The sequence below is a fragment of the Auraticoccus cholistanensis genome (assembly GCF_009742705.1).
GTDB lineage: Bacteria > Actinomycetota > Actinomycetes > Propionibacteriales > Propionibacteriaceae > Auraticoccus > Auraticoccus cholistanensis.
Genome location: NZ_WPCU01000004.1, coordinates 204,443 through 218,349, shown reverse-complemented (window position 1 = coordinate 218,349; position 13,907 = coordinate 204,443). Strand labels below are relative to the sequence as shown.

Genomic DNA, 13,907 nt, shown 5'->3' with positions numbered 1-13,907 from the left:
CGTCACCGTTGTAGCTGGCGTCGTCCAGCACCCCGGACAGGTCGTCGGTGATGAACGCACCCGCCACGCCGGCCTCACCGACCTGCGCCACGGTCACGCTGTAGGTCACCACGTCACCCGGACCCACCGACGAACCCGGAACCGGGACCGACGTCTTGGCCTGGGTGTAGGTCCCCACCGGGTTCGGCGGCGGGTTGCAGTCACCCTCCGCCGCACAGCCGTCGGAGAACACCACGTTGTCCAGCACCCAGTTGCCGCCCTCGGTGATCTCCTCGTAGGACTTCACCACGGCCTCGTAGGTGACCGTGGCCACCTCACCGACACCGACCTCACCGGACCAGCTGATGGACTCACCGTCCAGAGTCGCGGTACCGGTGCTCGCCGTGATCGAGGCCTCGTCGATCGTCGCGTCGTCCAGGACGTCGCTCAGGTCGTCACCCCACTCGGCAGCCGCGGGGTAGGAGCCCTCCTGGGTCACGGTCACCGTGTAGGTCACCGTGTCACCGGGCTGGACGTCTGCACCCGACGGGTCAGACGTCTTCACCGTCTTGTAGTTGACCACCTCGATACCGGCCGGGTCGCAGTTGATGAGGACAGGGTCCTCGCTGTCCTCCGGCTGGTCCGCGGTCGCGCAGGCGGTGTTGACGTAGGAGGTCTCGAAGCTGCCCTCGATCGTCGTGGTGAACTCGTGGTACTCCACCTCACCAGGAGCGAGCTCCTCGATGGTGAAGGACCCCTGGTCGAACTTGTCGTCGGTGATGGCGGTGTTCCTGATGGTGCCCTGACCGGTGTTGGTCACGCCGATCCGGTAGGTGACCTCGTCACCGATCCGGAACACCGGGTAGTCCGAGGCGTCCTGGGCGTCGTGCCACTCACCGTCACGGTCCTGCACGTACTTCTTCAGCGACGCCGAGTACCTGGTGCCCATGGTCAGCGGCTCCGAGGTACGCATCACCAGCCCGGTGTGCTCGGCCCGGGCCTGCGCCCGGTTCACCCACACGTCACCCGCATCAGCACCCTCGGTGGCGATGTGGATGTCGAAGGAGAAGGTGCCACTGGGAGCGAGCTCGCCACCGATGACGCGGATCGCCGTCGGGTTCGGCACGGCCTCCGTGGACCAGATGTCCGACGGAGCGTTCGGTGCACCGTTGACATCATCCGCCGGGTCGTCGGACAAGGTCTCGCGGTCGGCGGTGGTGTAGTACACCGTCGCCCCCGCCGGAGCCTCCACCGAGGTCACCGAGTAGGTGCCCTCGAAATCCGTCCCACGACCGTCCCCGTTGTAGGGGAGGACGTCGATCGTGTCGGTCCACGCCTGCGGCAGCGGGTCCGCCGACCGCAGGGTCACCGTCCACGACCCCGTGCTGTTGCCCTCACCGTCGGGGTTGTTCATGAACCACTGCTCGGTGGTCTTGCCGATCAGCGTGTAACCCGCGGTGCTGACGGTCACCTGCGCGGTGTCGGGCCGGGACTCGACGCCTCGCAGGGACGTGGTCACCGTGTTGGTCAGCGTCTGACCAGGGGTCACGGAGTCTCCAGCCGACGCCTGGTAGGTGAGCGTGCTGTTCGCGTTGGTCGGGACGCCGTCGAGACTCCAGGTGAGCACCTGGCGGCCCTGGCCGTCGGTGGTGACCGTCGGCGCCGGATCGGCCGACCCCTCGACGTAGGTCAGACCGACCGGCAGGGTGTCCACGATCGTGTAGTCGTCCACCGTGGTCGGGATGTTCCCGGTGCCGTTGGCGGAGTAGGTCAGGGTGAAGGTGGCCGGCACACCGGGCTGCACCACTGAACGGTTGACCGTCTTGCTCACGGCCGGGTTGGCGAACACGACGTGCAGCACGTCGCGGCCACCGCCGGTCCGGTTGTACCGACCGTCGGGGATGACCGCACCGCCACTGGGGACCACGCCGCGCGTCGGGTAGTCCCATACGCCGTTGTAGCTGCGTGCGCCCCAGCTCCAGACGTCCATGCCGATCGGGGCGTCGGTCTCGATCACCTGGTCGACGCGGAAGGACACCGGGGTCCGGTCGGTCTGGGCGACCGTGGCCGTCCACCGAACCGCCTTGATGCTCGTCTTGTCGGTGGGCTCGGTGTTCACCCAACCGGCGCCACCACCGCAGCCTTCGAAGGCATCGGGGTTGTACTGCGCACTGGCCGGGTCGAGCGTCGGATCAGGACCGACGTACCACTGCATCGACCCGAAGGTCACCGGCTCCCAGGTGTTGGTGTCGTAGTTCAGCTGCGTGAGCGCCGCATCGACGTAGTCGGTGTACCTGTTGTCCAGCACGTCACAGCCGCCCAGGAGGTAGTTGGCCGGGTAGTCCCGGTCGAACATCCGGGTGTCATCGGTGTGGGACCGGAACGCTGCGCCGGGCCCGCCCTTGAGCGTGTTGTCGTGCCGGGTACCACCGTGACCGGTGCGGTCCCAGTAGTGGTCCCAGGCTCCGCCCAGGGGAAGCAGCTTCTGCGAGGTGTTGTTGGGCGTCTCGTCGGGGTCGGTCAGACCGGTCGTCGACTCGTACGGCGACGGGTCGATGTCCAGCACCCGGAGATCGACCGTGGTCGGCTCGGTCAGCGCCGGGATCCGCAACCACAGGTCGCCGCTGGCGACCGCGACCGTGTCGACCGGCAGCGGGTTGCCCAGCGAGTCGTGCGTCGGCACCTGGAGCTGGGAGTAGTCGATGCCGCTCAGCGTCAGGGTGAACGTGGTCGCACCGGTCTTGACGAGCTCACAGCTCTCCACGAAGGGGGCCACGTTGTTACCCGTACCCGACGAGTACGGGTGACCCGGCGCCCCCGGCGTGATGCGGAACGGGGTGCACGGCGCGTTGAAGGGGCTGCCTTCGATGTTGTTCTGGTAGCCGAGCACCAGGGCCTGACCCGTGTCGGTCCTGATGTCGAGGTCGTAGGTGATCGTGTCCGGACCGGGATCGCTGCCCCGGTCCTGGAACAGCGTCCACTCCATGTTGAAGTCCCAGGTGTCATCACCGCGGAACACCCTGGCCGTGGACGGCGTGCCGAAGGCGATGTCCATGCCGAAGACGTTCCGGATGTTGATCGGGTCGAGCTCATCGGTCTCTTCACCGATCTGCCCGGTCGCGGTGATCTGGTCGCCGGTCACCCCGTCGGCGACGACCGGGGTCTGGAGGACGACGGCCGTTCCCTGGTCGACGGTGCCGAGGTTGCAGGTCAGGGTGCGGCCGTCCTCGGAGATGCTCGACACCGGGTCCAGGTCGTCCCCGGTCAGGCACACGCCGGGGAGCTCGGTGAGCAGCCCGTGCTGCACGGTCACGGTGACCGTGACGTCCTCCACCGGCTCGTTCGCCGGCGCCTCGGCGTCGTCGTTGACGTTGACGCGCCAGATGCCGGTGACGACGTCACCCTTGGCGACCGTGCCGGGGGTGTTCGCCTCCCAGTCGGCCTCGATCTCGTAGACGGTCGCGGCGTGCGCGACGCCGACGCCGACCGTGGACATGCTGACCAGGGCGGTCACCATCGCCAGGACCAGCGTGATCAGACTCGGCCGTCGTCGCGGCCCTCCGGACGCGGTCGTCCCGCGTCCGGCCCTCAGTTGTGAACTCACCGTGCTCCTCGGTAGCAGGACGTGCCACCGTCCGCACGGAAAGAGATGGGGACGATGGACCCAACGCACGCCTCATCCCCGAGAACGCAGAAGACGGGGTTTTCTTCTCGAGACGTCCAAGGACTAGGTATCAGCAACTTCGTCGATAGCGGGAGGGCTAAGTCGCCATTTAGCCCCCCTTCTAGCCCTCCCCAGGAAATGGCCAAGTTTCGAGTTCGCCTGTGCACCGCCTTGCATTTCACCGACGCCGCGGACTGGTCGACGAGCGCGGGTACGAGCGGCAGGTCCCCCGGCGCGGGTGCCGGCACGCCTTCGAGACGCTGAATCCGCGTCACACCCGCTGGCGGTGGTCGACGCCATCTCCTTCTTCGTCGGCGTATCGACGGCGGTCGGCGGTGGTGCGCCGGCCGCGACGCCCTGCGGACTCAGAACAGGGCGTCCTGCTGCGGCCGGTCGGCAGGCACCAGGTCACCCAGGGTGACCGACAGGATCTCGGGAGGCTCCGGATGGTCGGCCAGCAGCTCCGAGACGACGGCCCGGACCTCCGCGGGGTCGGCACCGGGACGCGGGAGCCTGCCCCGCCGCACCGTCCGAGCCTCCCCGCCCGACCCGACCTCCCCGCCCGACCTGACCTCCCCGCCCGAACGGAGCAGGACGGTCACCGTCGCGGCCGCCAGGCCCGCCTCGGCCGCCCGGTGGCAGACCCGCTCGACCACCACGTCGACCAGCTCGGCGAGGGTGCGGTCGGGTCGTCCCCAGCCGGAGGTGGCGGCCTCGGCCGAGAGGGTCCGGCGGGCGCGGACGGGCCGGACCACCGCGTCGTCGGTGCCGTCGGCCATCGCCCGCAGCCGCCGGGCCATGGTGGTGCCGCAGAGCCGGTGCAGCGTGGGCGGGTCGAGCCGGTCGAGCTGGCCGAGCGTGGTCACCCCCGCCAGCTCGAGGCGTGCGCGGGTGCGCTCGCCCACCCCCCACAGCTCGCCCAGCGGCGCGTGGTGGCGCAGCGCGGTCTCCTCGTCGGGGGTGATGGCGCGCAGACCGTCGGGCTTGGCCGCCCGCGAGGCCGTCTTGGCCATCAGCTTGGTGCGGCCGAGCCCGACCGTGACCGGCAGCCCCAGTTCGCGGCGGACCCGGGCCCGCAGCTCGTGCCCCAGCCGTTCGGCCGCCGACCAGGACAGCGCGCTGGTGTCGAGGAACGCCTCCTCCATCGACCCCGGCTCGACGGCGGGCACCAGCTCGGCGAACAGCCGGAGCAGGGCGTCGCTGACGGCCTCGACCTCGTCCCCCGGCAGCGGCAGCACCACCAGACCCGGGCAGGCCCGCCGGGCCTCCAGCAGCGACATCCCGGCCCGGACGCCGTGCGCGCGCGCCGGGTACGCCGCGCAGGCCACCACCGGACCGCCCGCCACCACCACCGGCCGTTCCAGCAGCTCGGGGTGCCGGCGCAGGGCCACGGAGGCGAAGAACGCGTCCGCGTCGGCGTGGATCAGTGGCCCCGGCACCGCACCAGAGTCGCACAGGTGTTCGATTGGGGGCCAGCCCCCACCCGCCCGGCTTCACAGCCGTCCCGTCACCCTCACAGCCGCTGCAGGGGCCGTGAACCGGGCGGAGAGGCTGTGGAGGGCGGACGACGCCAGCACGCAGTTGCCGGGAACGTGAGCGGGATCACCGTCGCCACCTCTTGGTCAGAGTGACCAGAAGCGTGCTACCGTTCATCTCGACGACTTAGAGTCATTGCTACCTTAAGGGGTGGACGTGGGAGCGGAGCAGCTGGTGCTGGCGGTGTCGACCGTCGTCGTCGCGCTGCGCCCGCACCCCGAGACCGGTCGGCTGACGCTGTGGCTGCCGCTGGTCCGCCGCATCCGCGAGCCCTACCGCGGCATGTGGGCGCTGCCCGGGGAGCCGCTGCGGCCCGAGGACGACCTGGCCACCTCGGCCCGGCGGACCCTGGAGCGGACCACCGGGCTGGCCCCCCACTACCTGGAGCAGCTCTACGCCTTCGGCGCCGTCGACCGCTCCCCCGCCGGCAGCGGCGAGGACCGCGTGGTGAGCGTCGTCTACTGGGCGATCATCCGCGCCGACGAGGACGCCCGGGCCATCGACGGCGAGAACGTCGAGTGGTTCGTGGCCGACGAGGCACCCCACCTCGCCTTCGACCACGACACCGTGCTGGCCTACGCGCTGGCGCGGCTGCGGGCCAAGATGGGCTACTCGGCCATCGCCCACGCCTTCCTCACCGACGAGTTCACCCTGGCCGAGCTGCGCCAGGTGTACGAGGCGGTGCTGCAGCGTCCCCTCGACCCGGCGAACTTCCGCCGCCAGGTGCTGGCCAGCAAACGGGTCGTCCCCACCGGGCGGCACCTCTCCGGCACCGCCCACCGGCCACCGGCGCTCTACCGGCTGGCCGTCCCGATCCCCTCGGCCGACCCGGCGCGCGTCGTCGCGGCCGGCCACCCCGAGCAGGAGGAGCTCACGTGACCTCGGTCCACACCACCATCACCCGCGACCCGCAGGCCAGCTGCGACACCGACCTGGCCGCCGGCCCCTGGGTCTTCGACCTCTCCCCCGGCTACGGCCCGGGTGCCTCCCAGGCCGACCTGCTGCCCGACCCGGTGGTCCGCCCGGGGCAGCTGCCGGCGGCCTACCAGCAGATGGACGAGGCCGAGCTGCACCGGCGCATCCGTGCGGCCAAGCAGACCCTCGGCGACCGGCTGGTGGTGCTGGGGCACTTCTACCAGCGCGACGAGGTGGTCCAGCACGCCGATTTCGTCGGTGACTCGTTCCAGCTGGCCAACGCCGCGCTGACCCGCCCGGAGGCCGAGGCGATCGTCTTCTGCGGGGTGCACTTCATGGCCGAGACCGCCGACATCCTGTCCCGGCCCGACCAGCACGTCGTCCTGCCGAACCTGGCCGCGGGCTGCTCGATGGCCGACATGGCCGACGAGGAGTCGGTCGAGGCGGCCTGGGAGGAGCTGGTCGAGCTGCTGGGCGACGAGCCGGGGACGGACGGGCGCCAGCCGGTGGTCCCGGTGACGTACATGAACTCCTCGGCCGCGCTCAAGGCGTTCTGCGGTCGTCACGGCGGGATCGTCTGCACCTCCTCCAACGCCGCCACGGTGCTGGAGTGGGCCTTCGAGCGGGGCCGGCGGGTGCTGTTCTTCCCCGACCAGCACCTGGGGCGCAACACCGCGAAGGCGATGGGCATCGGGCTGGACCGGATGCCGATGTGGGACCCGCGGCGCCCGCTCGGCGGCAACAGCGAGCAGGCGTTGCGGGAGGCCGCGGTGATCCTCTGGCACGGCTTCTGCTCGGTGCACCGCCGCTTCAGCGTGGCCCAGATCGAGCAGGCCCGCGCGACGCACCCGGGCGTCCAGGTCGTCGTCCACCCGGAGTGCCCGATGCCGGTGGTGGACGCCGCCGACGCCGCCGGGTCGACCGACTTCATCCGCAGGTACGTGGCCGCCAGCTCCCCCGGCGACGTGATCGCCATCGGCACCGAGGTGAACCTGGTCAACCGGCTGGCCGCCGAGTACCCGGACCGCACGATCTTCTGCCTGGACCCGGTGATCTGCCCGTGCTCGACGATGTACCGGATCCACCCCGGCTACCTGGCCTGGGTGCTCGACGGCCTGGTCGCCGGCGAGGTCCGCAACCAGATCACCGTCGACCCGACGGTGGCCGAGCAGGCGAGGGTGGCGCTGGAGCGCATGCTCGCCGCCCTGCCCCGATGAGCGCCGTCGGCGCCGACCGGCGCCCGCACCTGGTGGTCGTCGGCGGCGGCATCGCCGGGCTGACGGCGGCGCTGGAGGCGGCGGGCAGCCACCGGGTCACCCTGCTGGCCAAGGCCGAGCTGTCGCAGAGCAACACCCGCTGGGCGCAGGGCGGGATCGCCGCCGTGTCCACCCCGGACGACAGCGTCGAGGCCCACGTCCGCGACACCCTCACCGCCGCGGCCGGGCTCGGCGACCCGAGGGCCACCCGGGTGCTCTGCGAGGGCGGGCCGTCGGCGCTGGCCGCACTGCTGGCCCGCGGGGTCGACTTCGACCGCCGCCCGGGCGGCCCCGACGGCGTGGCCGGGCTGGCCCACGGGCTGGAGGCCGCGCACTCCGCCGCCCGCATCCTGCACGCCGGCGGGGACGCCACCGGCGCCCACGTGGTGCGGGCGCTGACGGCCCGGCTGGCCGGGTCGCCGGTCGAGGTGGTCACCGGCGCCGGCGTCCGCGACCTGCTGGTCGAGGACGGTCGCGTGGTCGGGGTGCGCCTGCTGGACGGCGGGCAGCTGGCCGCGGACGCGGTGCTGCTGGCCACCGGCGGTGCCGGGCAGCTCTACCCCTTCACCACCAACCCGGCGGTGGCCACCGCCGACGGGGTGGCGCTGGCGCTGCGGGCCGGGGCCGTGGTGGCCGACCTCGAGATGTACCAGTTCCACCCGACCGCTCTGGCCACGCCCGGCAGCTTCCTGGTCTCGGAGGCCGTCCGGGGCGAGGGCGCCGTGCTGCGCGACGCCCACGGCCGGCGCTTCATGCTCGACGTCCACCCCGACGCCGAGCTGGCCCCGCGCGACGTGGTGGCCCGCGGCATCGCCGAGCAGATGGCGCGCCAGCCCGGACGGCCCGTCGTGCTCGACGCCACCGCGCTGGGCGAGGACTTCCTCGCCACCCGCTTCCCCACCATCGACGCCGCCTGCCGCCGGCAGGGGCTCGACTGGTCGCGCGAGCCCGTGCCGGTGACCCCGGCCGCCCACTACGCGATGGGCGGGGTGCGCACCGACACCTGGGGACGGACCTCGCTGCCGGGGCTGCTGGCCGTCGGCGAGGTGGCCTGCACCGGGCTGCACGGGGCGAACCGGCTCGCCTCCAACTCGCTGCTCGAGGGTGCGGTGTTCGCCACCAGGGCGGCGGCCGCGCTGCGCGAGCACCCCGCACCGGAACCCTTCGACGCGAGCTGGTCCGAGCCGGAGCCGGTCCCGCTCGGCGAGCGGGCCGACGCCGTCCCGACGACGCGCGCCGAGCTGCAGCAGCTGATGTGGTCGTCCTGCGGCCTGCACCGCCACGCCGACGGGCTGCGCGCGGCGGCGGACACGCTGGCGGGCTGGCGCACCCCGGAGGTCACCGACGCCAAGAGCGCCGAGGACGCCAACCTGCTGCTGGTGGCCCGCGCCGTGGTGGCCGCCGCGCTGGCCCGCACCGAGTCCCGCGGCAGCCACCACCGCACCGACCACCCCGCCACCGACCCCGCCCAGGCCCGCCACCGCAGCCTGGTCGCCACCGAGGAGACCCGATGAACCTGGACCCGGCCGCCGTCGAGCGGGTGGTGCGTGCCGCGCTGGAGGAGGACGCGCCCTCCGGCGACCTCACCAGCCAGGCGCTGGTGCCGGCGGAGGCGGTCGCCGAGGCCGAGCTGGTGGCGCGGGAGGCCGGGGTGATGGCCGGCGGCGCGGTCTTCGCCGCCGCCTTCACCCTGCTGGACCCCTCCGTCGAGGTGGAGCAGCTGGTCCCCGACGGGGACTCCTTCGCCGCCGGCGACGTGCTGGCCCGGGTCGGCGGCCCGGCGCTCGCCGTGCTGCGCGGGGAGCGCATCGGGCTCAACTTCGTGCAGCGGATGAGCGGGATCGCGACGACGACCGCCCGCTACGTCGCGGCCGTCGCCGGCACCCGCGCCCGGGTGGTCGACACCCGCAAGACCACCCCGGGGCTGCGGGCGCTGGAGCGCTACGCCGTCCGGGCCGGCGGCGGGCACAACCACCGCTACTCGCTGTCGGACGCGGTGATGGCCAAGGACAACCACCTGGCGCTGGTGGCCGACATCACCGCGGCCCTGCGGCGGGCGCGGGCGTCGCTGCCGCACACCACGCACATCGAGGTCGAGGTCGACTCCCTCGACCAGCTCGATGCCGTGCTGGCCGCCGAGCCCGACACCGTGATGCTGGACAACTTCTCCCTCGCCGACCTGCGCACCGGCGTCGAGCGGGTGGCGGGGCGGGCGCTGGTCGAGGCCAGCGGCGGCATCACCCTCGACATGGTGGCGGACGTGGCCGCCACCGGCGTGGACGTCATCTCCGTCGGCGCGCTGACCCACAGCGTCCGGGCCCTCGACCTGGGGCTGGACGTCGTGCTGCGGCGATGACCTACCTCGACGAGGCGGCCACCTCACCGGTGCGCCGGCAGGTGCTGGAGGCGATGTGGCCCTGGCTGGTGCGCGACTTCGCCAACCCGGCCAGCTCCCACGAGGCCGGGGCATCCGCCCGCCGCGGCCTCGACGACGCCCGGGCGCGGATCGCGCGGGCCCTCGGCGGGCGTCCCGGCGAGGTCGTGCTCACCTCCGGCGGCACGGAGGCCGACAACCTGGCGGTCAAGGGCATCGCCCTGGCCGAGCCCCGCGGACGGCACCTGCTGGTCTCCGCGGTCGAGCACCCGGCGGTGCTGGAGTCGGCGGCCTTCCTGGCACGGACCGGGTTCGAGGTCGAGCTGCTGCCGGTGGACGGCGACGGGCTGGTCCGGCCCGAGGTGCTCGCCGCCGCGCTGCGCGACGACACCACCCTGGTGAGCGTGCAGCTGGCCAACAACGAGGTGGGGACGGTGCAGCCGGTGGCCGAGCTGGCCGCCGTGGCCGCCGGCCGCGGGGTGCCCTTCCACACCGACGCGGTGCAGGCCGCGCCCTGGCAGCGTCTCGACGTCGCCGCGCTCGGCGTCCGCGCGCTCAGCCTCTCCGGTCACAAGCTGGGCACCCCGAAGGGCGTCGGCGCGCTGTGGCTGCACCGCCGCCAGCCGGTCGAGCCGCTGGTGCACGGCGGCGGCCAGCAGCGCGGGCTCCGCTCGGGCACCGAGGACGTGGCCGGCGCCGTCGGGCTGGCCACCGCGCTGGAGCTCGTCGGCCCGGTCGCCGCCGCCGAGGTCGCCGCCCGCCGGGACCGGTTCGTCGCCCGGGTGCTGGCTGGCGTCCCCGGCGCCCGGCTCACCGGCCACCCGACCCGTCGGCTGCCCGGGCACGCCTCGTTCGTGCTGCCGGGCACCTCGGGTGAGTCGGTGCTGGTCGACCTGGACGCCCGCGGCATCGCCTGCTCCTCCGGCTCCGCCTGCGCCGCCGGCCGCAGCGACCCCTCCCACGTGCTGACCGCGATGGGGTTCGAGGCCGAGGTCGCCCAGACCGCCGTCCGGTTCAGCTTCGGGGCGGCGACGTCGGAGGCCGAGCTGGACCACGCCGCCGACACGCTGGTCCAGGTGGTCACCGGGGTGTGACCTTCCAGAACGTGTCCATGGCGTGGGGCCGTGCCCGGTACGGGCCTGCCCCCACGCCATCGACAGGTCCAGGAACGAGCCCCCGGCTCAGCGGCGGACGGCGCGCTCCAGGAAGGCCAGCGTGCGGTCGAGCTCGGCGCGGCCGTCGACGGTGCGGTAGGCGAACTGGAAGCCGTGCTGCAGGTTCATCCGCGAGTCCTCGTGGAAGGACCGGGTCACCGGCACCCCGGCCTCCTCCAGCCGGTCGGCCAGGGCGACGCTCTGCGGGCGCAGCGGGTCGCCGTCGCCCACCGAGAGGAAGGTCTGCGGCCAGTCGCCGTTCACCCACGCCAACGGGGACGCCTGCCGCAGCACCGGCGAGCGGCGCCAGTCACGGCGTCCCAGGTAGGCCCACAGCATCTGGTCGATCAGCGGGAAGCCGGTGTCGGCGACGGTGAACAGGTCGAGGATGCCGCAGTACAGCACCAGCGCGCGCAGCTGCGAGGCCGGCACGACCGGCTCCAGCCCCACCAGCCCGGCCAGCTCGGGGTCGGTGTGCAGGCCGACCAGCTGCGCGGCCAGCGTGGCGCCCGAGGACTCCCCGCCCAGCACCAGCACACCCGGGTCGATCCCCAGCTCGGCGGCCTGCCCGACGAGGGCGGCCAGCAGCGCCCGCCCCTGCCGCAGCTGCGCCGGGTAGCCGGCGTCCGGGGCGAGGGCCACCGAGGGCTGCACCACGGTGAACCCGTGGCTGGCCACCAGCACGCCGAAGTCGTAGCCGGCGGCCCGGTCGCCGCCGACGAACCCGCCGCCGTGCCACCAGACCAGGGTGGGGTTGCTGCCGCCGCTGGCCGGTCGGTACAGGTCGTAGCGCACGTCCGGCGCCCCCGGCACGGGCACCCGCCGGTCACGCTCCACGACGACCCGCGCCGCCAGCTCGGGGACGTCGGGGTGCTCGCTGCGACCACCCCGGGTCAGCCGGCGCACCGTCCAGGCCACCGGACCCGGTGTGGCCAGCCGCAGCGCCGCCGCGCCGGTCAGCCCCGCCAGCGCCAGCCCGCCGGCCACCGCACCGGCTCCGAGCACCACGCGGCCGAGCCCGTCCTGCCACGCGTGGCCTGCGGGCTGTCGCGGTCTCCGGGGCATGCCACGGTCCTACCACACCGGTCGGCGGGCCCGTGCGCAGGTGGGAGACTGGCCGGGTGTCCGCTCCTGCCCCGCCCCTGATCGCCGCGCTGCCGGCGGAGGTGGACGCCGACACCCTGCACACCGCCTTCACCGGCTGGGCCGAGGCGGGCGGGCGTCCGCTCTACCCGCACCAGGAGGAGGCGCTGATCGAGATCGCCTCCGGCTCCAACGTCGTCGTGGCCACCCCCACCGGGTCCGGGAAGTCGATGGTGGCGCTGGCCGCGCACTTCACCGCGCTGGCCGAGGACCGGGTCAGCTTCTACACCGCGCCGATCAAGGCGCTGGTGAGCGAGAAGTTCTTCGACCTGTGCGCGGTGTTCGGCGCGGACAACGTCGGCATGGTCACCGGCGACGCCTCGGTCAACGCCGACGCCCCCATCATCTGCTGCACCGCCGAGATCCTGGCCAACATCGCCCTGCGCGAGGGCGCCGAGGCCGACGTCGGCTGCGTGGTGATGGACGAGTTCCACTACTACTCCGAGCCCGACCGCGGCTGGGCCTGGCAGGTGCCGCTGCTGGAGCTGCCGCAGGCCCAGTTCGTGCTGATGTCGGCCACCCTCGGCGACGTCACCTTCTTCGCCGACGACCTCACCCGCCGCACCGGACGTCCCACCGCGGTGATCGCCGGCACCGAGCGGCCGGTGCCGCTGGAGTTCGAGTGGTCGGAGGTGCCGCTGCACGAGAAGATCGTGCAGCTGGTCGAGGCCGAGCGCGCACCGGTCTACGTCGTCCACTTCACCCAGGCCGCCGCGCTGGAGCAGGCGCAGGGGCTGGTCGGGCTCAAGCTCACCTCGCGGGCGCAGCGCGACGCCATCGCCGAGCGGATCGGCGGGTTCCGCTTCGCCGCCGGCTTCGGCCGCACCCTGTCGCGGCTGGTCCGCCAGGGCATCGGCGTCCACCACGCGGGGATGCTGCCCAAGTACCGCCGGCTGGTGGAGCAGCTGGCCCAGGACGGGCTGCTCACCGCCATCTGCGGCACCGACACCCTGGGCGTCGGCATCAACGTGCCCATCCGCACCGTGCTGCTGACCGGGCTGACCAAGTTCGACGGCACCAAGATGCGCATGCTGCGCGCCCGGGAGTTCCACCAGATCGCCGGCCGGGCTGGTCGCGCCGGGTTCGACACCCGCGGCTGGGTGGTGGTGCAGGCCCCCGAGCACGTCATCGAGAACGCCCGGGCGGTGGCCAAGGCCGGTGACGACCCCAAGAAGCAGCGCAAGGTGCAGCGCAGGAAGCCGCCGGACGGCTTCATCAGCTGGAACGCCGAGACCTTCACCCGGCTGGTGAACGCCGAGCCCGAGCCGCTGCAGCCGCGGCTGAGGATGTCGCACTCGGTGCTGGTCAACCTGCTGGCCCGGCGCGGCAACCCGGTGGCCCACGCGGCCCGGCTGATCAACGACAACCACCAGGACCCGGCGGCCCGACGTCGGCTGCGCCGTCACGCGCTGGTGCTGGCCCGCGAGCTCATCACCTCCGGCGTGGTGGAGCGGCTGACCGAGGTCCGCGAGGACGGCCGGCGCCACGCGCTGACGGTGGACCTGCAGCGCGACTTCGCCCTCAACCACCCGCTGGCCCCCTTCGCCCTCGCCGTCCTCGACACCCTCGACCCGGAGTCGGACGAGTACGCCCGCGACGTCGTCTCGGTGGTGGAGGCGATCCTGGAGGACCCGCGTCAGGTCCTGCTCGCCCAGCAGCACCGGGCCCGGGGCGAGGCGATCGCGGCGATGAAGGCCGAGGGGATCGACTACGACGAGCGGATGGAGCTCGTCGAGCAGGTCACCTGGCCCAAGCCGCTCGCCGACCTGCTCGAGGTGACCGTCGAGGNACCGAGTAGGTGATGGTCACCACGTCGCCGACGGCCAGGTCGCCGTCCCAACGCAGACCCTCACCCTCCACGACCACCGCACCAGCGGTCGCGGCCG

9 protein-coding genes are annotated in these 13,907 nt (G+C 73.1%); 6 read left to right on the top strand and 3 right to left on the bottom strand.

What is annotated here, in order from left to right:
* Window positions 1-3,496 (bottom strand): DUF7927 domain-containing protein (locus GC722_RS03520; RefSeq protein WP_156608025.1); only part of this gene is annotated, 3,496 nt, incomplete at its 3' end.
* Window positions 3,497-4,008: 512 nt separating this feature from the next.
* Window positions 4,009-5,082, bottom strand: a complete 1,074-nt coding sequence (locus GC722_RS03515; RefSeq protein WP_156608024.1) for a Y-family DNA polymerase — start codon at window positions 5,080-5,082, stop codon at window positions 4,009-4,011.
* A 253-nt stretch (window positions 5,083-5,335) separates the two neighbouring features.
* Here GC722_RS03515 and GC722_RS03510 point away from each other — a divergent pair, with 253 nt between their 5' ends.
* Genes GC722_RS03510 through GC722_RS03490 form a run of 5 tightly spaced genes read left to right on the top strand, consistent with a single transcriptional unit; the run spans window position 5,336 to window position 10,818 of the window.
* Window positions 5,336-6,058: an NUDIX hydrolase gene (locus tag GC722_RS03510; protein WP_331714344.1), complete on the top strand. Its 723-nt coding sequence runs from the start codon at window positions 5,336-5,338 to the stop codon at window positions 6,056-6,058.
* Window positions 6,055-7,311 (top strand): quinolinate synthase NadA, encoded by a 1,257-nt coding sequence (gene nadA, locus GC722_RS03505; protein WP_331714343.1) that lies wholly within the window; start codon window positions 6,055-6,057, stop codon window positions 7,309-7,311. Before GC722_RS03510 ends, nadA begins: the two co-directional genes overlap by 4 nt.
* Entirely contained in the window at window positions 7,308-8,864 is a 1,557-nt protein-coding gene (nadB, locus tag GC722_RS03500) for an L-aspartate oxidase (RefSeq protein ID WP_156608022.1), read from the top strand. The genes nadA and nadB overlap by 4 nt, the downstream gene beginning before the upstream one ends.
* The gene (gene nadC / locus GC722_RS03495; RefSeq protein ID WP_156608021.1) at window positions 8,861-9,706 is read left to right on the top strand and encodes a carboxylating nicotinate-nucleotide diphosphorylase; all 846 of its coding nucleotides are present in this window, start codon (window positions 8,861-8,863) and stop codon (window positions 9,704-9,706) included. Before nadB ends, nadC begins: the two co-directional genes overlap by 4 nt.
* Window positions 9,703-10,818: a cysteine desulfurase family protein gene (locus GC722_RS03490; protein ID WP_156608019.1), complete on the top strand. Its 1,116-nt coding sequence runs from the start codon at window positions 9,703-9,705 to the stop codon at window positions 10,816-10,818. The genes nadC and GC722_RS03490 overlap by 4 nt, the downstream gene beginning before the upstream one ends.
* Window positions 10,819-10,905: 87 nt before the next feature.
* On the opposite strand, the gene GC722_RS03485 is transcribed toward GC722_RS03490, so the two are convergent.
* Entirely contained in the window at window positions 10,906-11,943 is a 1,038-nt protein-coding gene (locus GC722_RS03485; protein WP_156608017.1) for an alpha/beta hydrolase, read from the bottom strand.
* A 32-nt stretch (window positions 11,944-11,975) separates the two neighbouring features.
* On the opposite strand from GC722_RS03485, the gene GC722_RS03480 reads away from it, so the two are divergent.
* Window positions 11,976-13,823, top strand: a complete 1,848-nt coding sequence (locus GC722_RS03480) for a DEAD/DEAH box helicase (RefSeq protein WP_456298108.1) — start codon at window positions 11,976-11,978, stop codon at window positions 13,821-13,823.
* Window positions 13,824-13,907 lie beyond the last annotated feature (84 nt).

Coding starts and splice junctions, on each gene's coding strand:
- nadB (WP_156608022.1), top strand. CDS start 7,308: ATGAGCGCCGTCGGCGCCGACCGGCGCCCGCACCTGGTGGTCGTCGGC.
- nadC (WP_156608021.1), top strand. CDS start 8,861: ATGAACCTGGACCCGGCCGCCGTCGAGCGGGTGGTGCGTGCCGCGCTG.
- GC722_RS03490 (WP_156608019.1), top strand. CDS start 9,703: ATGACCTACCTCGACGAGGCGGCCACCTCACCGGTGCGCCGGCAGGTG.
- GC722_RS03485 (WP_156608017.1), bottom strand. CDS start 11,943: ATGCCCCGGAGACCGCGACAGCCCGCAGGCCACGCGTGGCAGGACGGG.